Here is a 25,227-nt window from a genome sequence, read left to right as displayed (position 1 = left end):
GCCTCGCCCATACGCTTTCAGGGCGCGCGCCGTCCAGTGCGCGGGATGTGCAGGGTCTTGTCCCAGCGGTGCGGCGCGAAGAAGAATTGCCATAGCGCGCGAGGCGAAGCGACCACCCACATCATCCAGTAGACGGTCATGCCCAGCAGATGCAGGGACCTCGGTTCGCCGCCGGACCGCATCACGCCCACCACGCCGGCGATCGCCGAAACGCTCCAGCACGCGCAGTAGAGGGTCACGTGAAGGATCGGGATCGACAGTTCGCCGTCCACGGTCCAGTCGGCGATCACGCTGGCGCCGGCCAGCAGCATGGCGGGCGCGTGCAGGTTCGAGGCGGCCACCGGCACGGCCAGCGTCAGGACCAGCGCCAGCACCGAGCGCGGCCGTCGGCCGATCGCGCCTCGACCATGGACGGCCAGGGTTTGAAGGTGACCCTTGATCCAGCGCGCCCGCTGCGGACCCCACTGTCGCAGTGTAGCGGGTGCGGTCTCAAGAGTGGGACGCTCCAGGGTGCCGAGGCGATAGCCGGCCGAGGCCAGCTTGAAGCCGATGTCGGCGTCCTCGGTGACGTTGTAGGGGTCCCAGCCGCCCACCGACCTCAGGACGTCTGCCTTGAAATGATTGCTGGTGCCGCCCAACGGGAAGGGCAGTCGCCACCTCTCATAGGCGGGCAGCAGCACCTCGAAATGGGTGGCGTATTCCAGCCGAAACTGTTCGGGAATGAAGGCCGTGAGGCGCGGCATCTCCACCCGGAGCGGCGCCTGCAGACAGGCCAGGCGAGGATCGCCCGACGCGAACCGGGCCGCCGCCTCGCGCAGCTGTCCGGGATCGGGCGCGTCTTCGGCGTCATAGATCACGATCAGATCGCCGCGCGCGCGGTCTAGGGCGGCGTTGCAGGCGCGGGGCTTGGTGCGTGGCTCGCCCGGCGCGACCACGAGAACCTGGATGAAGCTGGGAAGGTCCAGGGCATGGAACGCCGCCTGGGTGGCATGGTCGTCCGCCTCCAGCACGATCAGCGCCTGCAGGCGATCGCGCGGATAGTCCAGACGATCGAGATTGGCGACCAGTTCGGCGGCGACCTCCGCCTCGCGATACAGAGGGATGATGAGGCTGTAGCCGGGCAAGTCGTCATCCGGCACGGACGCCGCCAGATATCGTCGAGGCGGTGTCAGGACCGCGGCCAGCCTGACCGCGGCGCTGGCGCAGAAGGCCACAACGAACGCCCAGTACGCCGCCTGTAGCATCTGGAGCGGGTTTAGCAGGCCCGCCAACGCGATCAGGGCCACGGCCAAGCCCAGCGCGGCCCTTTGCCGAAGGCTCAGCATGACATGCGCGCCGCCGCTGTCCGGCAGGGACGCCGGGACGGCTTCAAGGCCATGGACTGGGCCGGCCGTCAGCGACGGCCGCGCCAGAGCGACATCCTCGCGCGCCATGATTGCCCCCCGACAGGTCAGCACGATCTTCGGGCGACGAATAACCTATACTCAACTATGAGATGTCAAACGGAAAAATGCGCGTTTCCCGTTTGAAGCGCAGTCCCTTGCGACGTCTGGGTGATTCCCGTTTAGTGTCGGAAATCGGGGAAACGCAGGGGAAAACAAAAGCCGTGACGACTCTCGCTTTGAAGAAGCCGCACAAGTCCGCTCGCAAGCCGAAGGGCGACGGGCACATGCGCCGGGGCGAGATCCTGGCGGCGGCCGAGAAGATCTTCATCGCCGAGGGCTATGCGGGTGCGACCATCCGCAAGATCGCCGACGCGGTGGGCGTGTCGTCTACGGCGCTCTACATGCACTTCCGCGACAAGGATCAGATTCTGCTCGAGATCAGCGACGGCGCTATCGAGCGCCTGCTGGCCCTCAATATCGATATCGGAGCCCGGCCGATTGATCCCGTCTCGCGCGTGCGGCTGATGCTGGAAGCCTACATGCGGTTCGCCCTCGAGAACCCCAACACCTACGAGCTGGTGTTCTGCGCCTCGGGCGCCAACATCTCGGTGGAGAAGCAGGCCGGCACGCTGGAACTGGGCGACCGCTGCTTCGAGAAGTTCAGCGAGCCCTTCCGCGAGATCGCCGCCGCCGGCCGTCTGCGCTCCGGCTCGGCCCAGAGCGCCGCCGAAGTGCTGTGGGCCGGGTGCCACGGCCTGGTGTCGCTGCTGATCACCAAGCCCAACCGCAACTGGTCGTCGTCCGACGAGCTGATGCGGGTGATGCTGGACGGCCTGCTCTACGGTCTGGTCACGGACTGATCCATGTCGTTTGCCGCCCGCGCGATCGGCGTCGTCGCGGCGGCGGTGGTCCTCGTCCAGCCGGCGGCGGCCGCGCCGCGCGTCATGTCGCTGGATTCCTGCGCCGACCAGTACGTGCTGGCCCTAGCTCCACGTGAGACCATCGTGGGTCTGTCTCACCGCGCCGGCGCGCCGGACTCCTACATGCGCAAGGCTTCTGTCGGTCTGCCGAAGCGTCGCGCCACCTTCGAGAGCCTGGTCGCCGCGCGGCCCGACGTGGTGGTGCGCCATTGGGGCGGCGACGCGCGGCTGGTCGCGGCGCTGGATCGCAAGGGCGTTCGCACTGTCCGCATTGATGACGCCGCCGACTTCGATGCGGTGCGGGCCAATGTGCGCCGCGTCGCCGAAGCGCTGGACCGCCGCGCGACGGGCGAGGCCCTGATCGCGCGAATGGACGGTCAGTTGAAGGCCTCGGCCGGCGCCTGGAAGGGGCAGGGCGCGCTCTATCTGACGCCCGGCGGCTACACGGCCGGCAGCGGCACCCTGATCGACCAGATGCTGAAGGCGGCCGGCCTGGCCAACGCCTCGACCGGACCGTTCTTCAGCGCCGTGCCGCTGGAGACCATGGTCATGACGCCGCCGCGCGCGGTGGTGCTGGGCTTCTTCGACCTGACCCGCGCCGGCTCCGATCGCTGGGGCCCGGGCCGTCACGCGGCGCTGAAGAAGGTGACGGCCGAGCGGGCCATCGCATCCTTGCCCGGAGCGGTGGTCGGCTGCCCGGCCTGGTTCGCGGCCGATGGCGCGGCGATGCTGGCCAAGGCGGCGCGATGAGCCTCTTACGTCTCTGTCTTCTGATGCTGGGCCTGCTGGTTCTGGCGGCCGTCTTCGCCGTGACGCTGGGCGAGACGCCCCTGGCCGCGAGCCAGTATGCCCAGGCCCTGACCCATCCGGACTCGCCGCCGGGCGAGGTGCTGTGGACTATCCGGGCTCCTCGCGTGGCCATGGCCACCCTGGTTGGCGCCGCGTTGGGGCTGGCCGGCGCGACCATGCAGGGTTTGCTGCGCAACCCGCTGGCCGATCCCGGCGTCCTGGGCGTGTCGGCGGTCTCGGGTCTGGGCGCGGCCTTGGCCATCGCCGGGGGGCTCGCCGCCGTGCCCGGGGCGATCGAGCTCAGCGCCCTGGCCGGCGCGCTGCTGGCGGGCGGCGCGGTGGTGGCCATCGCCATCCGCCTGCGCGAGCCCGAGGCGTTGATCCTGTTTGGCGTGGCCATCTCGGCCTTCGGCGGGGCCCTGACGGCCTTGGTCTTCAACCTGGCGCCGTCGCCGGTGGCCATCGCCGAGATCCTGGCCTGGCTGATGGGCTCTGTGGAGAACCGCGACTGGACCGACAGCCTGCGGGCGATCATTCCCATGGCGATCGGCGCCACGCTGTGCCTGAAGGCCGGGCAGGGCCTGCGCATGCTGACCCTGGGCGAGGAAGCGGCCAGGATGTCGGGCCTGCCGATGGCGCGCCTGCGGGCCTATGCCGTGGCCGGTGCGGCGCTGTTGACCGGCGCGGCGGTGGCGGGCGCGGGCGTGATCGGCTTCGTCGGTCTGGCCGCGCCGCACATGGTGCGCGCGCTGGTGAAGGACGATCCGCGCCGCATCCTATGGCCCTCGGCCCTGGCCGGAGCCCTGCTGCTGGTGCTGGCCGACCTGGCCGCGCGGCTGGTTCCGACCGACCAGGAGCTGAAGCTCGGCGTGGTCACCGCGCTGTTCGGCGCGCCGGCGTTCGCCCTGCTGATCTGGCGCGCGGCCCGGAGCTGGCGGTCATGAGCGCGGTCTGGACCATCGACGCCGTCAAGGCGCGGCAGGGCGGCAAGCTGGTGCTGGACGGCGCGAGCTTGGTCGCTTGTCCTGGCGAGCTGGTCGGCGTGGTCGGCCCCAACGGCGCCGGCAAGACCAGCCTGCTGCGCGCCGGTTTGGGCCTGCTGCCGTTGGCCGAAGGCCGCACGCTGCTCTCGGATAAGCCCCTGGAGACGCTGAAGGCCGCCGAGCGCGCCGCCCTGGTCGGTTACCTGCCGCAGGATCGCCGCGTGGCGTGGAACCTGCCCGCCGAGATGGTCGCCAGCCTTGGCGCGGTCGATCTGCCGGAGGCCGAGGCTCTGGTCGTTGCGCGCGAGCGGTTGGGCCGCGTCGGCGCGGCCGATCTGGCGACGCGCGGGGTGCTGGACATGTCGGGCGGCGAGCGCGCGAGGGTGCTGCTGGCGCGGCTGCTGGCGACTCGCGCGCCCTTGTTGGTCGCCGACGAGCCGATCGCCGGTCTGGATCCCGACGCCCAGCTGCTGACCCTGGAGCTGCTGCGCGCCGAGGCCGCCGCCGGCGCCGCCGTGATCGTCACCCTGCACGACCTCAGCCTGGCGGCGCGCTATTGCGACCGCGTGGCGGTGATCGACGGCGGTCGCGTCGTGGCCGAGGGCGCGCCCGCCTCGGCTCTGTCGCCCGACGTTCTGGCGCGGGTGTTCAGGCTGGACGGCGCTCTTGTGGAGACGCCAGCCGGGCCTGTGCTGTCAGCAAGAAGGATTTAGCCTCAAAGGTCTGTCATCCCGGCCGCAGCGAAGCGGAGAGCCGGGACCACCGGAAACGCCTGCGCTTGCCGTGGTCCCGGATAGCCTCTGCGAGGCTTCCGGGATGACAGACTTGCGTCAGGGCTGGGCGGTGGCAGTGTAGGCCTGAGCCACCGACGGGGTGTAGGTGTAGCCGCCGCGCTTGAGGTCCCGCGACAGGGTCAGGGGCGCCGTGCCGCCATTGAGGCGAGCGCGATAGACCATGGTCGTCTCCAGGGTCCGCATCACGTAGTTGCGGGTCTCGGAGAACGGGATGCACTCGATGAAGTCGAGCGGGTCGGTGGCCGCGCCGCGCGGGTCGCCGCACAGGGTGGCCCACTGGGCTGGCCGGCCGGGACCGGCGTTGTAGGCGGCGGCGGCCATGATGTAGGAGCCGCTGAAATTGTTGACCATGCTGCCCAGATAGGTCGAGCCCAGGCGCATGTTGTACGAGGCTTCGGACAGTCGCTCGACCGAATGGCTCTCGCCCAGTTGTCGGGCGACGATGGCGGCGGTGGGCGGCATCAGCTGCATCATGCCGCGCGCGCCGACGCCCGAGCGAGCGTTGGGGTCGAAATTGCTCTCCTGGCGCGAGATCGAATAGACGAAGGCCGTTTCGGCCGCGCCCGGACCCGGCGTGAAGTGGTGGTCGAGCAGTGGGTAGCCGCGCTCGGGCAGGATGAAGCCGCGCTGGGCCGCCGTGCGCACGGCGCGCATGGCCAGGTCCTGGTCGCCATAGCCGCGCGCCATGTCGACCAGCAGGGCCGACTCCTCGGCATTGGGCAGGTTGTCGTCGATGAACAGCACCAGCGAGCGGAACTGATCCTTGGCGCCGATGTCGGCCAGCATCCGCGCGGCCCGCACCAGTTCGCGGCCCATGAAGCGCGCCCGGTCGGCCTGGGTGATGTTGGGGTCGCGGTCGAGCTTGATCTCGGTCAGGCCCGCCTTCTCGGCCGAAAGCTGGCCATAGAAGGTGGTGATGTGCCGTGCACCTTCGGCATAGAAGGCCTGGGCGGCGATCGGATCGTTCTGGGCCTCGGCGGCGCGGCCCTGCCAATAGAGGGCGCGACCCTTGGTGATCGGCGAGGCCCCGATGGCGGCTATGGCGGCGAAGTGCCTGGCGGCCGCGTCGGGCTGCTTGAGCTTGGCCAGTGCGATCCAGCCGGCATAGAATTCGGCCTCGGCCGCATCGGCGCCGGCGCTCAGGCCGGTGTTGGCGGCGGCGGCGTAGGCGCCCTGGCTGTCGCCGGCCTTCAAGGCCGAGACCACGAGCCCGCGACGCTCCTTCCACACCGCGGCGGCGGCTTCGTCGGTCGGAGGCGGCGAGGGGAAGTAGCGGACCAGGCCCAGGGCCAGATTGTCCAGGCCCTTGCGACGCAGATAGGCCGCGCGCTCGAAGGACACGCCCGCCGAATACTGGTCGGCCGAGCTCAGGGCGGTGTAGAGGTCGTTGGCGTTGCCGGCGTTCTGGCGGAAGGCGATGCGCGCGCGGGCGGCGGCCTGCTGGTCCGCTGGCAGCAGGGTGACGAGATCGCGGGCGGCCGGGCCTTGCTGGCCGTACAGCAGGATGTCGGCGCGGCGGGCGTAGTCGTCGGCGGTCAGCATGGTTCCGAAGCGGGAGGCCATGGAGCGCTGGGCGTCGGCCTCGAACACCTTGTCGCGCCAAGTGCGGCGGATCAGGTCGACGGCGAGCTGGTTCTGGCCGTTGGCCTGGTAGGCCGAGGCCAGGGCCATGGCGCCCTCTGCGGTGGCGGGCTGGCCGCCGCTGAACCAGGCGATGGTCTGGGCGGGCGAGAGGCCCGAAACGGACAGCTGCTTTTCGGCGGCGGTCTCGCGGCGGCCGGCGCGGGGCCAGCCGGCGAGGTCGCGACGAGCCGAATCGAGTTCGAAGAAGCTCATGGCTTCAGCCGAGCTGTCGACCAGGGCCCAGAGGGCGATCTTCCTGGCGAGGGGGTCCTGCAGGCTCTGCATGGCCATGCGCGTCCGGCCGACATCGCCGCTCTTGGCGGCCGAGAGCGCCATGCGCAGGTTCTCGGCCTCGACGTCCGAGACGGTCCCGGGAATCGCGGTCGGCGGGGTGGTGACCAGCGAGGCGCTGGACGAATAGGAAGGCTGGTACGGCACAGGCCCGTTCGTCTGGGCGTCCGCGACGCCGAAGACCAGCGCGACGCCCGCGCTTCCGAGCATGATCCGACGCAACACTGAAGCCAAAACGCGGTCTCCTAAATCCACCACCGAATCAAACCGATGGGCCTTGTTACCCATCAGGCGCGAAGACACCTAAGGAACGGTTGTGGCGGCCTTGGGGCTTGACCCCCGAGCCCAGGCCCATCAAACCGCTGCCTGCTCCGACGGACCGGTTGCGGGACGGCGGTGCGGCGACATACATATGTCCGCCCCAATCGTCCGGCCGCAACCTTCGCGGCGTCCTTCTCACGGCAAATTGCAAGTTATGGTCCATTCTCCGTTCAAGGGCGTCATTCCGGCCCTCGTCACGCCCTTCCGCGACGGCGCGGTGGACGAAGCGGCGTTCGTCGCCCTCGTCGAGCGCCAGATCGCCGGCGGCGTGCACGGTGTCGTGCCCGTCGGCACCACGGGCGAAACCTCCACCCTGAGCCACGACGAGCACAAGCGCGTGGTCGAGCTCTGCGTGCAGACCGTCAAAGGCCGCGTGCCGGTGATCGCCGGCGCGGGCTCCAACTCGACCGACGAGGCCATCGAGCTGGCCCAGCACGCCAAGGCCGTCGGCGCCGACGCCGCCCTGGTGGTGACGCCCTATTATAATCGTCCGAGCCAGGAAGGCCTGTATCGCCACTACGAGGCGATCAACAACGCCGTGCAGTTGCCGGTGCTGGTCTACAATGTGCCCGGCCGCACCGGCGTGGACCTGTCCAACGACACGCTCGTGCGCCTGTCCAAGCTGCCCAACATCGTCGGCATCAAGGACGCCACCGGCGACCTGACCCGCGCCAGCCTGCAACGCATCCAGTGCGGCCCGGACTGGGTGATGCTGTCGGGCGACGATCCCACGGCGCTGGGCTACATGGCCCATGGGGGTCACGGCGTGATCTCGGTGACCAGCAACGTCGCCCCGGAAGCCTGCTCGGCGTTCATCAACGCCTGCCTGCAGGGCGCCTGGGAAACCGCGCTCTACGGCCAGGACCGCCTGGTGAAGCTGCACAAGGCCCTGTTCCTCGACGCCTCGCCGTCGCCGACCAAGTTCGCCATGGCTCACTTGGGCCTGTGCGCCGAGGACGTGCGCCTGCCGATCGCGCCGTGCAGCGACGCGGTGAAGCCGGCGATCCTGGAGGCCATGCGCGAGGCGGGTCTGGTCTGATGACCAAGCCGATCGCCGAGAACCGGCGCGCCCGGTACGACTACTTCATCGAGGAAACCTTCGAGGCCGGCATCATGCTGACCGGCACCGAGGTGAAGTCGCTGCGTGTCGGCCGGGCCAATATCGCCGAGTCCTACGCGTCGGTCGAAGGCCGTACGATCAAGCTGATCAACGCCGACATTCCGCCCTATGGCCACGCCAATCGCTTCAACCACGAGCCGCGCCGCCACCGCACGCTGCTGCTGCACAAGAAGCAGATCGAGAAGCTGATCGGCGCGGTCCAGCGCGACGGCCGGACCATGATCCCGCTGAAGCTCTATTGGAACGACAAGGGTCTGGCCAAGCTCGAGATCGGCCTGGCCAAGGGCAAGAAGAACCACGACAAGCGCGAGACCGAAGCGGCCCGCGACTGGGCCCGCGACAAGGCGCGCCTGATGAAGGGCGATCGCGGCGACTAGGGCTTCTGCCCAAGGATCGCCAGGCCCAGCGCCATGCCCAGGGCGAAGGCCGCGACGGCCAGCAACATGACCGCCTTGAGCGTGCGAGGCGGGCGATGACCGGCCTCAGCCACCGGCGCGCCGCCGCATATGCTTGTTGAAGAAGGCCAGGGCGTTCGGGGCCAGAACCCAGGTCCGGCCGACGACGCCGAAGGCGGGGCGCAGGTCTTCGGCCAGAACGTGTTCGCGGTGCAGTTTCAGGGCGAGGACCAATTCGCGCCGCAGTGCGTCGGACGCCGGATGACGGCCCCTGCGGTGGGCCACGAGGTCGGCGACGCGATCGCGACCGGCGGCTCCGCCCAACTCGACCAGCGCCTCGGCGATCTCGCCGATCAACGGCGAGGTCAGGCCCTGGCGCCGCAGTCGGGTTTCTCGCGCGAGGGCCAGATCGTCGATCATGGCGATCAGCAGGAGCGGGCGGGCGTCTGGCTGACCCGCGAGCGAACGCCGGCTTCGAAGAGGTCGGCGCAGATCGCCAAGGCCGTCTTGTAGGCCGTTTCCTCGCTATCGAAGCGGCCGGTGATCTTGCCCGCTTCGGCGACCAGCCAGCCCGTCGGGGCGGCGATCACCTCGATGTCCTGATAGCCCTTGGAGATGTCGCTGTTCATGACGGGACCGCCGCGCTTGAGGTTCAGGTCAAGCGTGAACGGAATCGAACGCCACTTGAATCCGGTATTAACCTTAGTCCGCGTCCTGTCGTTTCCATTGTTAAGGATTGCAAACTCTTCCGCAGCGCGAGTGAGCACTGCCGGACGGTCAGCCGTTGGTCAGGGCCAGCAGGGCGAACGTCGCCAGCCAGTGTTCGCCCATATAGTCGCCCGCGACGTGCGGCACGGCGGCGGCCAGGTGGGAGAGGGCGGCGTTGACGGCCTTCGGCTTGGCGGGATCGATCTCGGGCATCGCCCCGGCCAGGGTGCGCCAGCACCAGGCGCGCGACAGGTTCAGGCCGTCCAGGTGCGCGATCTTGCCGTCCGAGCGGTCGCTGACCTTGGCGGGGGTGAACAGCGTCGCCGGTTGCTTGTTGGCCAGGTCCGGCAGGAAGCGCACGAACCAGACGTCGAAGGTGTCTTTGGGCAACAGGCGGCGCATGGCCTCTGCCTCGATCAGGGCCGGCGACAGGAACTCGTCGCCCGACGGCTCCCAGGCCTGGCAGGCCGCGTCCTGGCCGTACCAGATCACCGCCTTGGTCAGCAGCAGCTGCCGGAACGCCGCGTCGCCCGTCATGTCCGCGTACTCGGCGGCCAGCGCCAGGGCGAAGGCGGTGTTGGTGTGCACGCCGGCCCGGATCGGATAGTCGGCCTTGGGCAGGAAGGCCTCGAACCGCTCGACGAAGGCCCGCGCCAGGGGCGCGTGACGGGCGGCCCACGGGCGGTCGGGGTGCCGCATCAGCTCCGCCTGCAGCATCAGCGCCCAGGCCCAGCCGTAAGGACGCTCGAAGCCTCGGCTTTCCGGACGGGCCAGATAGGCGACCTCGGCGGCGACCTTGTCCTCGGTGAAGGCGTCGTCGAACAGCGCGATGATCTGGACGGCCTCGTCCATCTCCCGACGGGCGCGCAGCAGCGTGGCCAGGGTCCAGTAGCCGTGGACGCAGGAGTGCCAGTCGAAACTGCCGAAGAAGATCGGATGCAGGTCGCGCGGCGTGCGCGCGTCCGCGTCGCTCCCCATTACGTGGTCGAGCTTGTTGGGATATTCGCGGTCGATGTGGCCCAGGGCGATCTTGGCGAACCGCGACGCCGTCGATTTGGCCAGACTTGGCGGGGCAGGTCTGGGGGCGCTAAGCCCGGAAGGCGAGGGCATTCATCAGGACCATGTTGATGACCAGCATGAGGACGGCGGTCGGCGCCTGGGCGCGGATCACGCCGTACCGGTCCTTCAATTGCAACAAGGCCGCCGGCACAAGGTTGAAGTTGGCGGCCAGGGGCGTCAGCAAGGTGCCGCAGAAGCCCGACAGCATGCCGATGGCGCAGACCACGGCCGGATCTCCGCCGAACCGGCCGATGACTAGGGGCAGAGCGATGCCGGCGGTCATCACGGGGAAGGCGGCGAAGGCGTTGCCCATCAGGATCGTGAAGCCGGCCATGCCCAGGCAGTAGGCGGCGACCACGGCGAAGCGGCTGTCCGCTGGAGTCCACTGCACCGCGATCTCGCCGATGGTCTTGCCGACGCCGGCCAGGGCGAACACCGCGCCCAGCGCCGCCAGCATCTGCGGCAGCAGGGCGGCCCAGCCGACCAGGTCCATCAGGCGTCGACCCTCCTGCAGCGGCGCGATGGCCGGTTGCTTGAACATCACCTGAGCCAGGATGGCCGCGACGATGGCGGCCAAGGCTAGCGCGATCAGGGTGGCGTTCTTGGCCTCGACCAAGGGCGCGCCGTGGATCGTCATGGCCTTGAAGGCGAAGGCGCCGATCAGCGTGATCAGCGGAATGACCAGGGCCGGAACGAACAGCTTCGCGCCAAGCCGTTGCGCCATCTCTCGACGCGCGTCCGGTGTCGTGGTGGCGGGCTGGCCGACGCCCAGGCGCCCGGTCCCGGCCAGCAGCGCCAGGGCCAGCACAAGGAACCCGTTGCCCAGATCACCCAGGAAATCCCCGGCCAGGAAGCTGAGCGCCACCAAGGCCCAGAAGGCGGCGTTGCCCCAGCGCTTGGTGTTGGCCTTGTCGCCGGCGCTCAACGCCGCGAAGGCCGCGAACATCAGACCGGCGATGACATAGACGAGCGGCAGGCCGATCATGCCTCGGCTCCGGCGCGGCTCTTGGCCATCTTGCGGTCGAACAGCAGCAGCCGCGCGCCATGGACCAGGAAGGCGGCGACGGCGCTGGGGATGGCCCAGACCGACAGGTGCAGCGGCTCCACCGTGATGCCGCTCTGGTCCAGGAAACCGACGATCAGCAGGATCGAGCCGATCGCCATGAAGATGTCCTCGCCGAAGAACAGACCGACATTGTCTGTGGCCGCCGACATCGCCTTGATCCGCTCGCGGTCGGCGTCTTCCAGCGGGCCCGTGATCTCCGCGGCGGCCTCGGCCATCGGCGCGACCAGGGGGCGAACGGTCTGGGCCTGGCCGGCGACGTGGGTCAGGCCCAAGGCGGCGGTCAGCTGGCGCAAGACCAGATAGGTCAGCAGGATCTTGCCGGCGCTGGCCGCCTTCAGGCTCTGGATCGTCATCCGCGCGCGATCCTGCAGGCCGCAACGCTCCAGCACGCCGATGGCCGGCAGCACCAGCCAGGCGATGGTCACATAGCGGTTGGTGTTGAAGGCCTTGCCGAACGCGGCCAGCACCTCCAGCGGCCCCAGGCCCGCGGCCAAACCCGCCGTCAGGGCGGCCGCGACCACGACCAGCAGCGGGTTGAAGCGCAGGGCGAAGCCCACGACGATCACCGCCACGCCCAGAAGGGTCAGCATGCTTGAGGTCTCCCGCCCGATTCCTCCAGACCGTCGGGCGTGCGGCGAGCGCTGGCAACCCTTCCGGTAACGAATTCGCGCACTTGACGCTGGGCGCCCTCGGCGCGACGCTCAACTCAACAATGATAACCTATTAGGAGGAGCTCCCATGGCCGACGGCGCAACGTCCATCGCCACGTCCCTGAAGGGCAAGGTCAGCGAAGCCGAGTGGAAGGCCCGGGTCGAACTGGCCGCGCTCTACCGCCTCGTCGCCCTGCACGGGTGGGACGACATGATCTTCACGCACATCTCGGCCCGCATTCCCGGTCCCGAGCACCACTTCCTGATCAACCCCTACGGCATGTTCTTCGGCGAGATGACCGCCTCCTGCCTGGTGAAGGTGGATCTGGACGGAAACGTCATCGACAAGACGCCCTATTTCATCAATCCGGCGGGCTTCACGATCCACTCGGCCGTCCACGCCGCGCGCGAAGACGCCCATTACGTCATGCACCTGCACACCGATCAGGGCGTCGCGGTCTCGACCCACAGTGAAGGCCTGCTGCCCTTGGCCCAGCAGGCTCTAATCGTCTTGCCTCAACTCGCCTATCACGACTATGAAGGCATCGCGCTCAATCTTGACGAGCGGGAACGGCTGGTCGCCGATCTCGGAGACAAGAAGCTGATGATGCTGCGCAACCACGGAACCTTGTCGGCGGGGGCGACGGCGGCGGAATGTTGGATGAGCATGTTCTTCCTGGAGCGGGCCTGCGCCCAGCAGGTGATGGCGCTTTCGGCCGGCCGCGAAAATGTGATGATGGCGCCCGAGCACGCGCAGGCCGAGGTGCGCAGCCAGGTGGGCGGCGGCATGGGCATGATCGCGGGACTGGCCTGGCCGGGCTGCCTGCGTCTTCTGGATCGGGAGTCGCCCGGCTACGACGACTGACGTCCCGTCCGCGTCGAGAAACCGCCGTCGCGACCCTGGCGATCGCGGCGGCTTTCTTTTGCCTGACGGCCGGCGCGGCGCGGGCCGGGGCTTGGCCGATGGAAGCCGGAGACACCCAGGCGATCGCCAAATACGAGCGGCAGGCCGCTAGCCAGGGCTTCGATCCCGACGGCGAGCTCGTCCGCATCGACGGGCGGGAGGAAGAGGCGGCGTCGGTCTTCCTGGAGCACGGGCTGACCCGGCGCCTGACCCTGCAAGGCAAGGCCTCGCTGATCCGCGGCCACGATCGTTTCGTCCGCTATCAGGGCAGGGGTCCCGTCGAGCTCGGCGTTCGCTATGCGGTCTTCAAGAGCGACCGCACGGTGGCGGCGATCTATGTCGGCGCAGCCGACGCGGGCGAGGGCCGCAACGCCAGCTATGCGGCGCCGGGGCAGGGTGGCGTCGACACCGAGGCGAGACTTCTTTTGGGGCGCTCTGCGCGCTTCCGGAACACCGAGCTGTTCGTCGACCTTCAGGTCGCGCGTCTGCGACGTCCGGACCTCGCCGACGAGCACCGCTTCGACGCGACGCTGGGTCTGAAACCGACCCGATCCTGGCTGCTGATGACACAAATCTATGCAGGAGAGACCGTTTCGCGACCGGCCCATTCCGGCTGGATCAAGGCCGAACTGTCCGTCGTCAGATCATTCGGAGCCTGGAGCGCGCAGGCCGGATGGCGGCAAACCTTGAGCGGGCGCGAGGTCGCCAGGGATCGTGGCGCGGTGATCGGGATCTGGCGCGGATTCTGACTGTTGCAGGCTTGAAATGCTCCGTCATCCTGCTGTCACTGGACGCGGGTTTAGCCTCACTGCATATGTCCCGCACTTTAGTTCCCTCCGCCGACTCCGCTCGGCGACTGGAGTCGCTTCGTTGATCCGCAGGCATTTCTTTCTCGTCGGGGCGCTGGTCGCCGTCTTGCTCATGCTTGTCGTCGGGGGCTGGAAGCTCGCGTTCGGTGAAAAGGCCGGCGGCGCGGCTGGCGGTCCGGGCGGCGCGCCCGGTGGCGGAGCCGGCGGACGGGGCGGTCGCGCCACGGCCGTTTCGCAGGTCGCGGTGGCCGATCGCTCGTTCACCGACCGTGTCGAGGTGCTGGGCGTGGCCAAGGGCCGGCAGTCGGTGACCATCACCTCCAACACCGCCGAGATGATCACGGCCGTCCATTTCAACGACGGCCAGGCGGTGTCGCGCGGCCAGGTGCTGGTCGAGCTGAAGGCCGACAGCGAGAACGCCGACATCACCGAAGCCAAGGCCAAGCTGGCCCAGGCCGAGCGCGAATATGCGCGGTGGAAGACCCTCGCGGACAAGGGCATCGCCGCCCGCGCGACGGCCGAGCAATATCTGGCCGGCGTCGAAACCGCGCGCGCGGTGGTCGCCTCGGCCCAGGCCCAGAAGCTGGACCGTGTGATCCGTGCGCCGTTCGCCGGCCGCGTCGGAATCTCGGACGTCGCGCCGGGCATGCTGATCAGCCCCGGCACCGCCATCGTCAGCCTCGACGACGTCTCGGTGATCCGCGTCGACTTCTCGGTGCCCGACCGCTACCTCGCCACCCTGCGCGAGGGCCTGCCGATCGTGGCCAAGCCCGACTCCCTGCCGGGCGAGACCTTCCGTGGGCACATCGCCCAGATCGATACGCGCATCGACGCCGCGACCCGCGCGGTCAAGGCCCGCGCCGAGTTCCCCAATCCCGGCGGCCGCCTTAAGCCGGGCATGCTGGTCAAGGTCGGCATCGACCAGGGCGAGCACGTTTCGCCGGCGGTGCCCGAAGCCGCGATCCAGTTCGAAGGCACGCAGGCCTCGGTGTTCCTGATCGCCAAGGGCCCCAAGGGCCAGGTGGCCAAGCGCGTCGATGTCGAGACCGGCATCAGCGACGGCGGCTTCGTCGAGATCCGTTCGGGCGTGAAGCCCGGCGACAAGATCGTCGCCGACGGCCTCAACCGCGTGCAGGACGGCGCTCCGGTGGGCGGCGGCGGCAAGGGCGAGGGCAAGGGTCCCGGCAAGGGCGGCAAGCCCGGCGCCGGCGGCGCTGACCGCAAGGCCGGCTGATGCTTTCCGATCTTTCAGTTCGCCGCCCGGTATTCGCCGCCGTCGCCGCCATCATCCTGTGCGTCATCGGCCTGGCGGCCTTCGCCACCCTGCCGATCCGCGAACTCCCGAGCGTCGATCCCCCCGTGGTGTCGGTGTCGACCACCTATCGCGGCGCCTCGGCCGAAGTCATCGAAGAGCGCATCACCCAGGTGATCGAGCGCCAGGTGGCCGGCATCCAGGGCATTGATCGCGTCAACAGTTCGTCGCGTGACGGCCGTTCGCAGATCACCATCACCTTCAATCTCGACCGCGACCTCGACGCGGCCGCCAACGACGTGCGCGACGCCGTCAGCCGCGTGACGAGCAATCTGCCCGACCAGGCCGATCCGCCTCAGATCGCCAAGGCCAACGCCGACGCCTCGCCGATCATCATTCTCAACCTGACCTCGACCACGCTCAATCCGCTGGAGCTGGCCGACTACGCCGACCGTTATCTGGTCGAGCGGATGTCGACGATCGACGGCGTCGCCCAGGCCAACCTGTTCGGCGCCAAGATCTACGCCATGCGCATCTGGCTGGACGCCAACGCGCTGGCCGCCCGCGGCGTGACGGTCGACGACGTCGAGTCCGCGCTGAACGCCCAGAACCTGGAGCTGCCGGCCGGCTCGCTGGAAAGCGTCGCCAAGGACTTCACCATCCGGGTCAGCCGCAGCTACGCCAAGCCGGAAGACTTCGCCAAGCTGCCGATCCGCGCCGCCGACTCGAGCGGCTTCGTGGTCCGGCTGGGCGACGTGGCCCGGATCGAGGAAGGCGCCGACGACCGTCGCAAGATGTTCCGCGGCAACGGCCAGGACCAGGTCGGCATCGGCCTGACCCGTCAGTCGCAGGCCAACGACGTCGCCATCTCCAAGGCGGTCCGCAAGGAGGTGGAGGTCATCAACAAGACCCTGCCGCCGGGCACCAAGATGGTCGTGGCCGTCGACAACTCGGTCTTCACGGCCGAGGCGATCCATGAGGTCTGGATCACCATGGGCATGTCGATCGCCCTGGTGGCGCTGGTCAACCTGCTGTTCCTGGGCAGTTGGCGTTCGGCGCTGATCCCGTCGCTGGTGGCGCCGATCTGCATCCTGTCGACCTTCATCGTCCTGGCCCCGCTGGGCTTCTCGCTGAACCTGCTGACCCTGCTGGCCCTGGTGCTGGCCGTCGGCCTGGTGGTCGACGACGCCATCGTCGTGGTCGAGAACATCCAGCGACGCGTCGACGACGGCGAGCCGGCCAATGTCGCGGCCATTCGCGGCACGCGTCAGGTGTTCTTCGCGGTCGTGGCCACCACCATCGTGCTCATCTCGGTGTTCGCGCCTCTGATGTTCCTGCCCGGCTATATCGGCCGGCTGTTCGTCGAACTGGCCGTGACCATCGCGGCGGCGGTCGGCTTCTCGGCCCTGCTGGCGCTCAGCCTGTCGCCGATGATGGCCTCCAAGCTGCTCAAGCCCGCCCACAACGAGGGCTGGCTGGCGCGCCGGGTGGACGGGGTGATGAACGCCCTGACCAACTCGTATCGCCATTCTCTGGAGGGACTGCTGAGCCTGCGCACCGCCAGTTTCGCCACCGGCGGCCTAGTGCTGCTGCTGGCGGCCTTCGCCGGCCTGCTGTTTGCGACCCTGCCCAAGGAACTGGTGCCGGCCGAGGACCGGGGCCGCGTGGACATCAACATCTCGGCCCCCGAAGGCGCGGGCTATGACTACACCTCCAAGATCGGCCTGCAGATCGAGAAGGCCATGGCCAAGTATCGCGAGGAAGGGGTCGCCGAACGCACGATCCTGACCGTGCCGCGCTTCGGCCAGACCCAGGCCAACTCCGGCAACGGCGTCGTGGTGCTCAAGCCCTGGGGCGAGCGCGAGAAGACCGCCGACGGCGTGGCCGCCGAGCTCAACAAGGACCTGTCGAAGATCACCGGCGTCCGCGCCGTGGCGGCCGTCCGCGGCGCCTTCCAGCGCGGCGGCGGCGGTGGCGGGGGGGGCGGCACCAACGTCGACCTGATCGCCATGGGCAACGACTACGCCCAGCTCGCCGACTGGCTGAAGCCGATCCTCGCCGCCTCGCAGGACAACCCGGGCTTCTCGCGTCCGCGCATCGACTACGAGCCGACGGCCCCGCGCCTGTCGGTGCAGATCGACCGGGACAAGGCCGCGACCCTGGGCGTCTCGGCCCAGTCGATCGGTCGGGCGCTGGAAACGATGTTCGGCTCGCGCAAGGCCACGACCTACATCAAGAACGGCCAGGAGTATGACGTCATCCTGCAGACCGATCTGGAGCAGCGTCGCAGCATCGAGGACCTGAACCGCCTTCAGGTGCGGACGATCTCCGGGACCCTGGTGCCGCTGTCGACCGTGGTCACCACCGAGCTGCGAGGCGACACCCCCGACCGGCCGCGCGTCGACCGCCTGCGCTCCGTCACCCTGACGGCCCAGCTGTCGCCGGGCTTCACGGTCCAGGACGCCGTCAGCTTCTGGCAGAAGCAGGCCGCCGATCATCAGGCTCCGGGCGTCTCCATCAAGTGGGGCGGGCAGGCCAAGGACTATCTGGAAGGCTCCGGCGGCATCACCATCGCCTTCGGCTTGGCTCTCCTGCTAGTGTTCCTGGTGCTGGCCGCGCAGTTCGAAAGCTGGATCCACCCGGCCGTCATCATGCTGACCGTGCCCCTGGCGGCGCTGGGCGGCCTGTTCGGTCTGCTGATCACCGGCTCGACCATCAACACCTACAGCCAGATCGGCCTGATCATCCTGGTCGGCATCGCCACCAAGAACGGCATCCTGATCGTCGAGTTCGCCAACCAGCTGCGCGACGAGGGCCTGAAGGTCCGGGAAGCGGTGATCGAGGCGGCGGCCCTGCGCCTGCGTCCGATCATCATGACCTCGATCTCGGCCGCCATGGGCGCCCTGCCGCTGATGCTGTGGGCGGGGGCTGGGGCGGGCAGCCGCAAGACGATCGGGGCGGTGATCTTCACCGGCGCGATCTTCGCGACCCTGCTGACCCTGTTCGTCGTTCCGGTTTTCTATAACCTCCTGGCGAGGTTTACGAAGTCTCCGGAGTGGACGGCGCGCCAGATCGAAGACTATGAAGCCCGTGAAGCAAGCGGGGAGGGGCAAACCTCACCCGGATAATCTGGGTGAGGAAGCATGTCTGACGGCTCACTGACGGCGAAGCGGCAGGAAATCGCGCTGCTGCGCCGTATCGAGGAACGCATTCTCTGGTTGGCGTCGTGGACCATCCACAACGCCAACCACCTGCGTGAAAGCCGGGACGGATTGAAGGTCGGCGGCCACCAGGCCTCCTGCGCCTCGATGACCACCCTGATGACGGCGCTGTACATGAAGGCGCTGCGGCCCAAGGACCGGGTGGCGGTCAAGCCGCACGCCAGCCCCGTCTTCCACGCCATCCAGCACCTGTTCGGCCGTCAGAGCCTGGAGAACCTTCAGAAGTTCCGCTCGCTGGGCGGGGCCCAGTCCTACCCCTCGCGCACCAAGGACGTCGACGACGTCGACTTCTCGACCGGCTCGGTGGGGCTGGGCGTGGCCATGACCGCCTTCGCCTCCCTGGCCCAGGACTATCTGGCGGCGCGCGGCGCGGTGAAGCCGCAGGACATGGGCCGGATGATCTCGCTGCTGGGCGACGCCGAGCTGGACGAGGGCAACATCTACGAAGCCCTGATCGAGGCCTGCAAGCACGACGTCCGCAACACCTGGTGGATCGTCGACTACAACCGCCAGAGCCTGGACGCGACCACCCAGGACCGCATGTTCACCCGCTATGGCGAGATCTTCGAGGCCGCCGGCTGGAAGGTCGAGACCCTCAAGTGGTCCAAGCGCCAGCGCGAGGCCTTCGCCCGCCCCGGCGGCGCGGCGCTGAAGGCCTGGATCGAGACCGCCCCCAACGACCTCTATGCGGCCCTGAGCTACCAGGGCGGCGCGGCCTGGCGTGAGCGGCTGTCGGCCGACCTTGCCGAGGACGCCGCCGCGCTGAAGCTGATCGCCTCCTACAAGGATGTCGACCTGGCCGAGCTGATGACCGAGCTGGGCGGCCACTGCCTGGAGACCCTGCTGGAGGCCTTCGAGACCGCCGGCCACGACGATGCGCCGCGCTTCTTCATCGCCTACACCGTCAAGGGCCTGCGCCTGCCGTTCCAAGGTCACAAGGACAATCACGCCGGCCTGATGACCCCGACCCAGATCGCCGAGCTGCGCGATCGTTTGGGTGTCGTCGAAGGCGAAGAGTGGGACCCGCTGTCGGGCCTGTCGGCCGCCGAGCGCACGGCGTTGAAGGGCCTGATCGCCCGCGCGCCCTTCGCCGCCGACGTCGACCGCCGGCCCGTCGCGCCCATCGTCGCGACCCCGGCGGCCGATGAGCTGCTGGAAGCCGTCGCCGGCGGCGGCGAACAGTCGACCCAGGCCGCCTTCGGCAAAGTGATGTTCGAGATCGCCCGCCGCACCGACGAGTTCGCCGGGCGGGTCGTGACGACCTCGCCGGACGTGACGGTCTCCACAAACCTCGGCGGCTTCGTGAACCGGCGCGGGGTGTTTCACCGCCGCGCGCACGAGGACGTCTTCAAGCGCCGCCGCATTCCCTCCGCCCAGGTCTGGTCCAAGGTCGAGACCGGCCAGCATGTCGAGCTGGGCATCGCCGAGAACAACCTGTTCATCGTCCTGGCCGCCCTGGGCCTGACCGCGCCGCTGTTCGGCGAGCGCCTGTTCCCGGTCGGCACGCTCTACGACCCGTTCATCGCCCGCGGCCTCGATGCCCTTAACTACGCCTGCTACCAGGACGCCCGGTTCCTGCTGGTCGCAACCCCCTCAGGCCTGACACTCGCCCCAGAAGGCGGCGCGCACCAGTCGATCAACGCGCCGGTGATCGGCATGGCCCAGCCGGGCCTGGACACCTACGAGCCGGCCTTCGCCGACGAGACGGCGGTGCTGATGGCGCACGCCTTCCAGCGCATCCAGGCCACCGACGGCGCCTCGACCTATCTGCGGCTGTCGACGCGGGTGATCGACCAGCCTGAGCGCGCCGACGAGGCCTGGCGGCGCGGCGTGGTCGAGGGGGCCTACTGGCTGAGGCCGCCCGCGCCAGGCGCGCGGCTGGCCGTGGTCTACAGCGGGGCCCTGGCGCCCGAGGCCCTGGCCGCGTTCGAGGCGCTGTCGGAAGACATGCCGGAGGCCGGCCTGCTGGCGGTGACCTCCGCCGACGTCCTGCACCGCGACTGGACGGCTTCCGGCCGCTCGCGCTGGACCGGGGAGGGCGCGCGTGTCTCGACGATCGAGACCCTGCTGGCGCCGCTGGATCGCGACGCGGGCCTGGTCACCCTGACTGACGGCGCGCCTCTGGCGTTGTCGTGGCTGGGGTCGGTGCGCGGGCAGCGGGTGAGGGCGCTGGGCCTGGAGGTGTTCGGCCAGTCGGGCGATCTGCCTGATCTGTTCGGCAAGTACCGGCTGGACGCCGACGCCGTGCTGGACGCCTGCGCCGACCTGCTGGCCTAGAGGCCTTTCACCACCGTCAGCCGCCAGATGAGGCCGTCGCGGAAGCGATAGGCCAGCGTCACGCGGGTGTCGGACCACAGGCGGCCCTTTCGGCCGCGCACCGCGTACTGGATTTCGGCGATCAGCTGATCGGGCGGCGCGTCGCGGATATCGATCAGCCGCGCGTCGGCGCTCATCACCTCGAGCTGACGGTTGAAATAGTCGACGATCGCCGCGCGGCCCTCGATCTTGCCGCCTTCCATGAGGTCCGGCCATTCCGCGTCAGGGTGAAAGAACGCCCCCATGGCCTCGATGTCGCGACGATTGAAGGCGTCGTAGACCTTGGTCAGCAGGGCCCGTTCGGCGTCCATGTCAGCCCCTCCGGTCTTCGTCCGGCGCGATTTCCATGTCCGCGATAAGGCCGTCGCGAAGACGGAAGGTGGCCGTCACCGGACCCTCCCACCAGAAGCCGCCGCCGGATCCGCGCACCAGCACGTGGATGGCCGCCTCGATGCGGTCGTCCGGCAGGCGCTTGGTCGATATCAGCGACGACGCCACCTGGATCGTCGCGAACTGGCGCAGATAATAGTCGCGGATCGCCGCGTGGCCTTGCACGGTGACGCCCTCGAGGTTGTCGGGCACGCGCGCGTCGGAATGGAAGACCGACAGCGCCGCCTCGACGTCCTTGCGCGCGATCGCGTCGTGCAGCGTTGTCAGCAGAGGCTCCAGGTCGTCCCCGCCGTCCGGCGCCGGATTGCGATCGGTGTCCATCCGCACCACCAAGCCGTCCCGGACCTCGTAGGTATGGCGAATGCGGGTGTTGGACCAGACGCTGTGGTCGGCGGTGCTGTAGACCACCTGCTGCGAGAGCACCGAGACCCGGCCGTCGTCCAGGGTCTTGGTCTGGATCGGCGCGTACTCGGCCCGCAGAGCTCCGGTGTCGTAGAGGATGTAGGCGCGCAGGGCGTCGTGCCCGATCAGCCGCGTGTCATCCGTGTCGTTGGGCCAGTCCACGTCCGGAGCGAGCAATTCGAAGAAGCCGTCGAAGTCCCGGCCATTGAAGGCGCGATAGAGCTTCAGAATACGGTCTTCGTCGGCGGTCATGGCGCGGCGCTTGGCTTGTCTTCTGTTTCCACATCCATGCGCGAGATCAGGCCTTCGCGAAGCGTGTAATACTGACGCACCTGGATGTCGGACCACAGGCTGCCGCTCAGGCCGCGCACCACCTGATTGACGTCCACCCGCACCCGGCCGTCGGGTTCGGGGGTGAAGGCGATGGGCGTCACCTCCACCCGGATGGACTGGTCGTTGGTCTCCCAATAGTCGCGCAGCGCCGCATGGCCGATCAGCCGACCGCCGAAGGTCTGGTTGGGCCAGTCGACATCGTCGCGCAGTCGGGCTGCGAAAGCTGTGAAGTCGCGGCGATTGTACGCTTCGAACAGATCGGTCAGCAGGGTCTCTGCGTCGCTCATGTCAGGGCGCCGGCTTGTAGCCCGTCTCGACCTTCAGATAGGCGATCAAATCGATCCGGTCCTTGGGATCCTTCAGGCCGGCGAAGGTCATCTTGGTGCCGGGCATGAAGCCGCGAGGATCGGCCAGCCACTTGTCCAGGTGTTCGCCGTCCCAGATGAAGCCGGCGGCCTTCACGGGCGCGGAATAGGCGTAGCCTGGTTTCGTGCCGACCTGCCTCCCGAAGACGCCGTGCAGGTTGGGACCGGTCAGGTCCGGCCCGCCCTCGGTGATGGTGTGGCACGAGCGGCAGAGCGCGAAGCGGCTCTGGCCGTTGGCGATGTCGCCGGTGTTGTAGGGCGCGGGCAGGGCGGCCACCAAGGCGGCCTTCTCGGCGTCGGTTGGCGCGGGCGCGGCCGGCGCCGAGGCGGGCTCGGAAGCCGGTGCGGATGCGTCGCCGGAGCCTCCGTCCTTGGAACAGGCGCCCAGAACGACGCAGGCCGTCGCGATGACGGCAAGTTTGAAACCACGCATTACGAACCCCAACTGCGACACCATGGCGAAGTTATGCGACCCCGCGCCGCATATTATTTCCAGGACGTTTCTGAGTGTAAAATTCTCGTATAACGCCGTTATCCGGTCAAGCTTCCGCCACGGTTCCAGCGGCGTCCCTGCGACAATTGTCGGTATCCACTGGATTGCAAAAGAGAATCGTGGAATCGCGAACCGTGGTTCTGCACATAAATATTTGACGCCCGTTAACCATGATCATACCCAAAAGAGGCGGAGGGGCTGCTCCGCGACTGGGTAGGGAAAAAGTCATGGACTGGAATGAAGAGCGCACGGCGGTTCTGAAGAAGCTGTGGCTGGAAGGACTTAGCGCCAGCCAGGTGGCTCGGCAGCTGGGCGGCGTCAGCCGCAGCGCCGTGATCGGCAAGGTTCACCGTCTGGGCATCACGGTTCGCGAGACGCCCGTCCGCCAACGCACCGCCTCGGTCCGCGCCCCCAGCCGCATGCAGGTCCGCGCCCGCACCGCCCGCGAAACGACCGCGCCGGCCGCGCCCCGCGCCCTGGCTCCGCGTCCGAGCCGTCCGACCGACGACCTGCTGCCGACCTCCGGCATCCTGGGTTTGGAGACCCACTCCTGCCGCTGGCCGATCGGCAATCCCGATCAGGACGATTTCGGCTTCTGCGGCCGTGAGAAGCCCAAGCGCGGATCCTATTGCGACCAGCACTCGCAGGGCGCCTTCCGCCGCTTCCAGTCCGCGGCCGACATCGAGGCCTGGACCCTGCAAAAAGTCCCTGAAAAACGCATCCAGCAGCGCTTGGTCTGAGCAACGCCTCGCCTAATATGCGCGTTTACACTTTTTCGCCACGTCGTCCTTAATCGTCCGTTCGAGTAGATCCCATGAACATGGTCCTCATCGAGAACACCGCCGGCAGCAGCCAGGTGATCACAATCATCGAAGAGTTCGCCGGCCATTCGGTGTCGCGCGATCTCAACCCCGGCGACCACGCCCGCATCCCCGTCAGCCAGTTCAAATCCATCACCGTACGCGAGACCTATCCCGACGATTGGTTGTCGCGCGGCCGGGCCCGCAACCGCGCCGCCAGCGACGCCTGACCGCCCTTCATTTCGAAGGTTACAAAAGCCCCGTGAGAGCCATCTCGCGGGGCTTTTTGCTGCGCTCGGAGCGTGTCGCATGCAAGCAAGCTCAATTAGACGTCGCGAACGCCGGGTACCGATTGCGCGCGTTAACACCTCATGACATGAAGGCGCCCACGCGCGATCCGGGGGCGAGATGCGGGTACAGGATATGGGGGGGGATCAAGCTTTGCCGTTGCCGAGCTATCTCAGCTATCTGCTCTACCAGACCGAGCAGCATCGCCGCGCCTTGGCGGCCGATTGCATCGCGCGCCACGGCCTGAGCTTCGCCAAGTGGGTGGCGATGGTGTCGCTTCGCCGGTTCGGCGAATGCTCGATGACGCGGCTGGCCAAGCTGTCGGCCAGCGACCGCACCACCCTGACCCGTTCGGTCGACGGCCTGATCCGCGACGGCCTCGTCGTGCGCGAAACCTCGTCGATCGACCGCCGCATCGTCGTGGTGCGCCTGACGCCTGCGGGCTTCGATCTGCTGGCCCGCATTCGCGAGGACATCCGCCCGCTGAACCAGGAGGTCTGCTCGGAGCTGACCGCCGAGGAGCAGGCCAACATGACCCGCTATCTGAAGAAGATGCTGACGGGCCTGATCGAGGAGCCCGAGTGGATCGGGGACGTCCTGTCGTTCAGCACCCAGGCCGAGGCGCTGACGGCCTAGTCGTCGCCCTCTAATCGTCGCCTTTCGGCTTGCCCCGCAGCGACTTGATCCCCGCGCGCTTGCCCTTGGTCTCCAGCCGCTTGAGCTTGCTGGAATAGGTCGGCTTGGTGGGCCGGCGGGCCTTGGGGCGCTCGGTGGCCTTCTTGATCAGCTCGACCAGCCGCTCGCGCGCCTCCTGCCGGTTCATCTCCTGCGAGCGGCTGCCTTGGGCGAACAGCACCAGCACGCCGTCCTGGGTCATGCGGCTGCCGCCCAGCGTCTCAAGGCGCGCCTTGACGTCCTCGGGCAGGACGGGGGAGTTGCGCACGTCGAAGCGCAGCTCGATGGCGGTGGAGGTCTTGTTGACGTGCTGGCCGCCGGGACCCGAGGCGCGCGTGGCCTTCCAGATGAGGTCGTCCTCGTCGATCCGCAGCCAGGACGTGATCTCGATCATCGTCGGCCCCGCGTGGCCTTGACCACCACGGTGTCCAGGGCCTGGAGGAACTTGCTGCGGTCGTTGGGCCCGAACGCCTTGGGACCGCTGGTCACCTCGCCCATCGAGCGCAGGTGTTCGCCGATCGACCGCGAGGCCAGGGCCGAGCCGATCATGTCGTGGGTGAAGATCCGGCCGTTGGGCGCCAGCGCCGCGGCGCCGGCCTTCAGCACCCGGTCGGCCAGGGGAATGTCGTTGGTCACCGCCACGTCGCCCGGCTGGGCGCGTTCGGCGATCCAGTCGTCGGCGATGTCGGGGCCGGCGTCGACCACGATCTGCTCGATGACCGGGGTCAGCGGCACGCGGATCCAGCTGTTGGAGACCACATAGGTCTTCAGACCATAGCGCGCGGCGACCTTGTACACCTCGTCCTTCACCGGACAGGCGTCGGCGTCGATGAAGATCACGGGCGGGCGAGGGGCGGCGTCGGTCACGTCCTGCC

Annotated in this window: 27 protein-coding genes; 14 read left to right on the top strand and 13 right to left on the bottom strand. The window is 68.5% G+C overall.

The window, feature by feature from the left end; all coding sequences use genetic code 11:
• Window positions 1–17: 17 nt before the first annotated feature.
• Window positions 18–1,433 carry a glycosyltransferase gene (locus AC1RUS_RS09175; RefSeq protein ID WP_492915196.1) on the bottom strand — a complete coding sequence of 472 codons (1,416 nt, stop codon included), beginning with the start codon at window positions 1,431–1,433 and terminating at the stop codon, window positions 18–20.
• 236 nt (window positions 1,434–1,669) lie between these two features.
• Between AC1RUS_RS09175 and AC1RUS_RS09170 the strand changes: the two genes are divergently transcribed.
• Genes AC1RUS_RS09170 through AC1RUS_RS09155 form a run of 4 tightly spaced genes read left to right on the top strand, consistent with a single transcriptional unit; the run spans window position 1,670 to window position 4,790 of the window.
• Window positions 1,670–2,245 carry a TetR/AcrR family transcriptional regulator gene (locus AC1RUS_RS09170; RefSeq protein ID WP_492915326.1) on the top strand — a complete coding sequence of 192 codons (576 nt, stop codon included), beginning with the start codon at window positions 1,670–1,672 and terminating at the stop codon, window positions 2,243–2,245.
• A 3-nt stretch (window positions 2,246–2,248) separates the two neighbouring features.
• Window positions 2,249–3,055, top strand: a complete 807-nt coding sequence (locus AC1RUS_RS09165; RefSeq protein WP_492915194.1) for an ABC transporter substrate-binding protein — start codon at window positions 2,249–2,251, stop codon at window positions 3,053–3,055.
• Window positions 2,998–4,038 carry a FecCD family ABC transporter permease gene (locus AC1RUS_RS09160; protein WP_492915324.1) on the top strand — a complete coding sequence of 347 codons (1,041 nt, stop codon included), beginning with the start codon at window positions 2,998–3,000 and terminating at the stop codon, window positions 4,036–4,038. The genes AC1RUS_RS09165 and AC1RUS_RS09160 overlap by 58 nt, the downstream gene beginning before the upstream one ends.
• Window positions 4,035–4,790 carry an ABC transporter ATP-binding protein gene (locus AC1RUS_RS09155; RefSeq protein WP_492915192.1) on the top strand — a complete coding sequence of 252 codons (756 nt, stop codon included), beginning with the start codon at window positions 4,035–4,037 and terminating at the stop codon, window positions 4,788–4,790. The genes AC1RUS_RS09160 and AC1RUS_RS09155 overlap by 4 nt, the downstream gene beginning before the upstream one ends.
• A 117-nt stretch (window positions 4,791–4,907) precedes the next feature.
• On the opposite strand, the gene AC1RUS_RS09150 is transcribed toward AC1RUS_RS09155, so the two are convergent.
• A complete protein-coding gene (locus AC1RUS_RS09150; protein WP_492915190.1) occupies window positions 4,908–7,019 on the bottom strand; it encodes a lytic transglycosylase domain-containing protein in 2,112 nt (703 codons plus the stop codon).
• A gap of 241 nt (window positions 7,020–7,260) precedes the next feature.
• On the opposite strand from AC1RUS_RS09150, the gene dapA reads away from it, so the two are divergent.
• Entirely contained in the window at window positions 7,261–8,145 is an 885-nt protein-coding gene (gene dapA / locus AC1RUS_RS09145) for a 4-hydroxy-tetrahydrodipicolinate synthase (RefSeq protein ID WP_492915187.1), read from the top strand.
• Window positions 8,145–8,603, top strand: a complete 459-nt coding sequence (smpB, locus tag AC1RUS_RS09140) for an SsrA-binding protein SmpB (protein ID WP_492915184.1) — start codon at window positions 8,145–8,147, stop codon at window positions 8,601–8,603. The genes dapA and smpB overlap by 1 nt, the downstream gene beginning before the upstream one ends.
• Window positions 8,604–8,708: 105 nt before the next feature.
• Here smpB and AC1RUS_RS09135 read toward each other — a convergent pair whose 3' ends face one another.
• From AC1RUS_RS09135 to AC1RUS_RS09115, 5 genes are all read right to left on the bottom strand, one after another.
• Window positions 8,709–9,041 carry a hypothetical protein gene (locus AC1RUS_RS09135; protein ID WP_492915181.1) on the bottom strand — a complete coding sequence of 111 codons (333 nt, stop codon included), beginning with the start codon at window positions 9,039–9,041 and terminating at the stop codon, window positions 8,709–8,711.
• A gap of 5 nt (window positions 9,042–9,046) precedes the next feature.
• Window positions 9,047–9,250, bottom strand: coding sequence for a hypothetical protein (locus AC1RUS_RS09130; protein WP_492915179.1), 204 nt, complete (start codon window positions 9,248–9,250; stop codon window positions 9,047–9,049).
• Between the two features lie 148 nt (window positions 9,251–9,398).
• A complete protein-coding gene (locus tag AC1RUS_RS09125; RefSeq protein WP_492915178.1) occupies window positions 9,399–10,439 on the bottom strand; it encodes a DUF2891 domain-containing protein in 1,041 nt (346 codons plus the stop codon).
• Window positions 10,417–11,373 carry a DUF979 domain-containing protein gene (locus AC1RUS_RS09120; RefSeq protein WP_492915176.1) on the bottom strand — a complete coding sequence of 319 codons (957 nt, stop codon included), beginning with the start codon at window positions 11,371–11,373 and terminating at the stop codon, window positions 10,417–10,419. Before AC1RUS_RS09120 ends, AC1RUS_RS09125 begins: the two co-directional genes overlap by 23 nt.
• Entirely contained in the window at window positions 11,370–12,044 is a 675-nt protein-coding gene (locus AC1RUS_RS09115) for a DUF969 domain-containing protein (RefSeq protein WP_492915174.1), read from the bottom strand. The genes AC1RUS_RS09120 and AC1RUS_RS09115 overlap by 4 nt, the downstream gene beginning before the upstream one ends.
• A 148-nt stretch (window positions 12,045–12,192) precedes the next feature.
• Here AC1RUS_RS09115 and AC1RUS_RS09110 point away from each other — a divergent pair, with 148 nt between their 5' ends.
• The 5 genes from AC1RUS_RS09110 (at window position 12,193) to AC1RUS_RS09090 (ending at window position 20,567) form a co-directional block, all read left to right on the top strand.
• Window positions 12,193–12,969, top strand: coding sequence for a class II aldolase/adducin family protein (locus tag AC1RUS_RS09110; RefSeq protein ID WP_492915172.1), 777 nt, complete (start codon window positions 12,193–12,195; stop codon window positions 12,967–12,969).
• A gap of 98 nt (window positions 12,970–13,067) precedes the next feature.
• A complete protein-coding gene (locus tag AC1RUS_RS09105) occupies window positions 13,068–13,757 on the top strand; it encodes a hypothetical protein (RefSeq protein WP_492915170.1) in 690 nt (229 codons plus the stop codon).
• Between the two features lie 121 nt (window positions 13,758–13,878).
• Window positions 13,879–15,051 carry an efflux RND transporter periplasmic adaptor subunit gene (locus AC1RUS_RS09100; protein WP_492915168.1) on the top strand — a complete coding sequence of 391 codons (1,173 nt, stop codon included), beginning with the start codon at window positions 13,879–13,881 and terminating at the stop codon, window positions 15,049–15,051.
• Window positions 15,051–18,197, top strand: a complete 3,147-nt coding sequence (locus tag AC1RUS_RS09095; protein WP_492915166.1) for an efflux RND transporter permease subunit — start codon at window positions 15,051–15,053, stop codon at window positions 18,195–18,197. The genes AC1RUS_RS09100 and AC1RUS_RS09095 overlap by 1 nt, the downstream gene beginning before the upstream one ends.
• A gap of 15 nt (window positions 18,198–18,212) precedes the next feature.
• Window positions 18,213–20,567: a thiamine pyrophosphate-binding protein gene (locus tag AC1RUS_RS09090; RefSeq protein WP_492915164.1), complete on the top strand. Its 2,355-nt coding sequence runs from the start codon at window positions 18,213–18,215 to the stop codon at window positions 20,565–20,567.
• Here the strand turns inward: AC1RUS_RS09090 and AC1RUS_RS09085 are convergent.
• From AC1RUS_RS09085 to AC1RUS_RS09070, 4 genes are read right to left on the bottom strand one after another with little or no spacing between them, the layout of a single operon-like run.
• Window positions 20,564–20,917 carry a nuclear transport factor 2 family protein gene (locus AC1RUS_RS09085; protein WP_492915162.1) on the bottom strand — a complete coding sequence of 118 codons (354 nt, stop codon included), beginning with the start codon at window positions 20,915–20,917 and terminating at the stop codon, window positions 20,564–20,566. The genes AC1RUS_RS09090 and AC1RUS_RS09085 overlap by 4 nt on opposite strands.
• Before the next feature lies 1 nt (window position 20,918).
• Window positions 20,919–21,650 carry a nuclear transport factor 2 family protein gene (locus AC1RUS_RS09080; RefSeq protein ID WP_492915160.1) on the bottom strand — a complete coding sequence of 244 codons (732 nt, stop codon included), beginning with the start codon at window positions 21,648–21,650 and terminating at the stop codon, window positions 20,919–20,921.
• Window positions 21,647–22,018 carry a nuclear transport factor 2 family protein gene (locus AC1RUS_RS09075; RefSeq protein WP_492915158.1) on the bottom strand — a complete coding sequence of 124 codons (372 nt, stop codon included), beginning with the start codon at window positions 22,016–22,018 and terminating at the stop codon, window positions 21,647–21,649. Before AC1RUS_RS09075 ends, AC1RUS_RS09080 begins: the two co-directional genes overlap by 4 nt.
• A 1-nt stretch (window position 22,019) precedes the next feature.
• Window positions 22,020–22,529, bottom strand: a complete 510-nt coding sequence (locus AC1RUS_RS09070) for a c-type cytochrome (protein ID WP_492915156.1) — start codon at window positions 22,527–22,529, stop codon at window positions 22,020–22,022.
• A 287-nt stretch (window positions 22,530–22,816) separates the two neighbouring features.
• Between AC1RUS_RS09070 and AC1RUS_RS09065 the strand changes: the two genes are divergently transcribed.
• The 3 genes from AC1RUS_RS09065 to AC1RUS_RS09055 all read left to right on the top strand — a co-directional run bounded on the left by AC1RUS_RS09065 (window position 22,817) and on the right by AC1RUS_RS09055 (window position 24,313).
• On the top strand, window positions 22,817–23,329 hold the full coding sequence (locus tag AC1RUS_RS09065; protein WP_492915154.1) for a GcrA family cell cycle regulator: 513 nt from the start codon (window positions 22,817–22,819) through the stop codon (window positions 23,327–23,329).
• Between the two features lie 74 nt (window positions 23,330–23,403).
• Window positions 23,404–23,619 (top strand): hypothetical protein, encoded by a 216-nt coding sequence (locus tag AC1RUS_RS09060; protein ID WP_492915152.1) that lies wholly within the window; start codon window positions 23,404–23,406, stop codon window positions 23,617–23,619.
• Window positions 23,620–23,797: 178 nt separating this feature from the next.
• On the top strand, window positions 23,798–24,313 hold the full coding sequence (locus AC1RUS_RS09055) for a MarR family winged helix-turn-helix transcriptional regulator (RefSeq protein WP_492915150.1): 516 nt from the start codon (window positions 23,798–23,800) through the stop codon (window positions 24,311–24,313).
• Between the two features lie 10 nt (window positions 24,314–24,323).
• On the opposite strand, the gene arfB is transcribed toward AC1RUS_RS09055, so the two are convergent.
• Together arfB and AC1RUS_RS09045 are read right to left on the bottom strand one after the other, a co-directional pair.
• Entirely contained in the window at window positions 24,324–24,746 is a 423-nt protein-coding gene (gene arfB / locus AC1RUS_RS09050; RefSeq protein ID WP_492915148.1) for an alternative ribosome rescue aminoacyl-tRNA hydrolase ArfB, read from the bottom strand.
• Window positions 24,743–25,192 carry a YaiI/YqxD family protein gene (locus AC1RUS_RS09045; RefSeq protein WP_492915322.1) on the bottom strand — a complete coding sequence of 150 codons (450 nt, stop codon included), beginning with the start codon at window positions 25,190–25,192 and terminating at the stop codon, window positions 24,743–24,745. Before AC1RUS_RS09045 ends, arfB begins: the two co-directional genes overlap by 4 nt.
• Window positions 25,193–25,227 lie beyond the last annotated feature (35 nt).

It is taken from the genome of Caulobacter sp. GW821-FHT10F06 (assembly GCF_058809215.1).
Note: the sequence above shows the minus strand (reverse complement) of the source record. Positions and strands in the feature narration are given on the sequence as shown.

What these genes read in the sequence shown, in the direction of transcription:
- AC1RUS_RS09175 (WP_492915196.1), bottom strand. Translation starts at nt 1,433, where the DNA reads ATGGCGCGCGAGGATGTCGCTCTGGCGCGGCCGTCGCTGACGGCCGGC.
- AC1RUS_RS09170 (WP_492915326.1), top strand. Translation starts at nt 1,670, where the DNA reads ATGCGCCGGGGCGAGATCCTGGCGGCGGCCGAGAAGATCTTCATCGCC.
- AC1RUS_RS09165 (WP_492915194.1), top strand. Translation starts at nt 2,249, where the DNA reads ATGTCGTTTGCCGCCCGCGCGATCGGCGTCGTCGCGGCGGCGGTGGTC.
- AC1RUS_RS09155 (WP_492915192.1), top strand. Translation starts at nt 4,035, where the DNA reads ATGAGCGCGGTCTGGACCATCGACGCCGTCAAGGCGCGGCAGGGCGGC.
- dapA (WP_492915187.1), top strand. Translation starts at nt 7,261, where the DNA reads ATGGTCCATTCTCCGTTCAAGGGCGTCATTCCGGCCCTCGTCACGCCC.
- smpB (WP_492915184.1), top strand. Translation starts at nt 8,145, where the DNA reads ATGACCAAGCCGATCGCCGAGAACCGGCGCGCCCGGTACGACTACTTC.
- AC1RUS_RS09135 (WP_492915181.1), bottom strand. Translation starts at nt 9,041, where the DNA reads ATGATCGACGATCTGGCCCTCGCGCGAGAAACCCGACTGCGGCGCCAG.
- AC1RUS_RS09130 (WP_492915179.1), bottom strand. Translation starts at nt 9,250, where the DNA reads ATGAACAGCGACATCTCCAAGGGCTATCAGGACATCGAGGTGATCGCC.
- AC1RUS_RS09125 (WP_492915178.1), bottom strand. Translation starts at nt 10,439, where the DNA reads ATGCCCTCGCCTTCCGGGCTTAGCGCCCCCAGACCTGCCCCGCCAAGT.
- AC1RUS_RS09120 (WP_492915176.1), bottom strand. Translation starts at nt 11,373, where the DNA reads ATGATCGGCCTGCCGCTCGTCTATGTCATCGCCGGTCTGATGTTCGCG.
- AC1RUS_RS09115 (WP_492915174.1), bottom strand. Translation starts at nt 12,044, where the DNA reads ATGCTGACCCTTCTGGGCGTGGCGGTGATCGTCGTGGGCTTCGCCCTG.
- AC1RUS_RS09110 (WP_492915172.1), top strand. Translation starts at nt 12,193, where the DNA reads ATGGCCGACGGCGCAACGTCCATCGCCACGTCCCTGAAGGGCAAGGTC.
- AC1RUS_RS09105 (WP_492915170.1), top strand. Translation starts at nt 13,068, where the DNA reads ATGGAAGCCGGAGACACCCAGGCGATCGCCAAATACGAGCGGCAGGCC.
- AC1RUS_RS09095 (WP_492915166.1), top strand. Translation starts at nt 15,051, where the DNA reads ATGCTTTCCGATCTTTCAGTTCGCCGCCCGGTATTCGCCGCCGTCGCC.
- AC1RUS_RS09090 (WP_492915164.1), top strand. Translation starts at nt 18,213, where the DNA reads ATGTCTGACGGCTCACTGACGGCGAAGCGGCAGGAAATCGCGCTGCTG.
- AC1RUS_RS09085 (WP_492915162.1), bottom strand. Translation starts at nt 20,917, where the DNA reads ATGGACGCCGAACGGGCCCTGCTGACCAAGGTCTACGACGCCTTCAAT.
- AC1RUS_RS09080 (WP_492915160.1), bottom strand. Translation starts at nt 21,650, where the DNA reads ATGACCGCCGACGAAGACCGTATTCTGAAGCTCTATCGCGCCTTCAAT.
- AC1RUS_RS09075 (WP_492915158.1), bottom strand. Translation starts at nt 22,018, where the DNA reads ATGAGCGACGCAGAGACCCTGCTGACCGATCTGTTCGAAGCGTACAAT.
- AC1RUS_RS09070 (WP_492915156.1), bottom strand. Translation starts at nt 22,529, where the DNA reads ATGCGTGGTTTCAAACTTGCCGTCATCGCGACGGCCTGCGTCGTTCTG.
- AC1RUS_RS09065 (WP_492915154.1), top strand. Translation starts at nt 22,817, where the DNA reads ATGGACTGGAATGAAGAGCGCACGGCGGTTCTGAAGAAGCTGTGGCTG.
- AC1RUS_RS09060 (WP_492915152.1), top strand. Translation starts at nt 23,404, where the DNA reads ATGAACATGGTCCTCATCGAGAACACCGCCGGCAGCAGCCAGGTGATC.
- AC1RUS_RS09055 (WP_492915150.1), top strand. Translation starts at nt 23,798, where the DNA reads ATGCGGGTACAGGATATGGGGGGGGATCAAGCTTTGCCGTTGCCGAGC.
- arfB (WP_492915148.1), bottom strand. Translation starts at nt 24,746, where the DNA reads ATGATCGAGATCACGTCCTGGCTGCGGATCGACGAGGACGACCTCATC.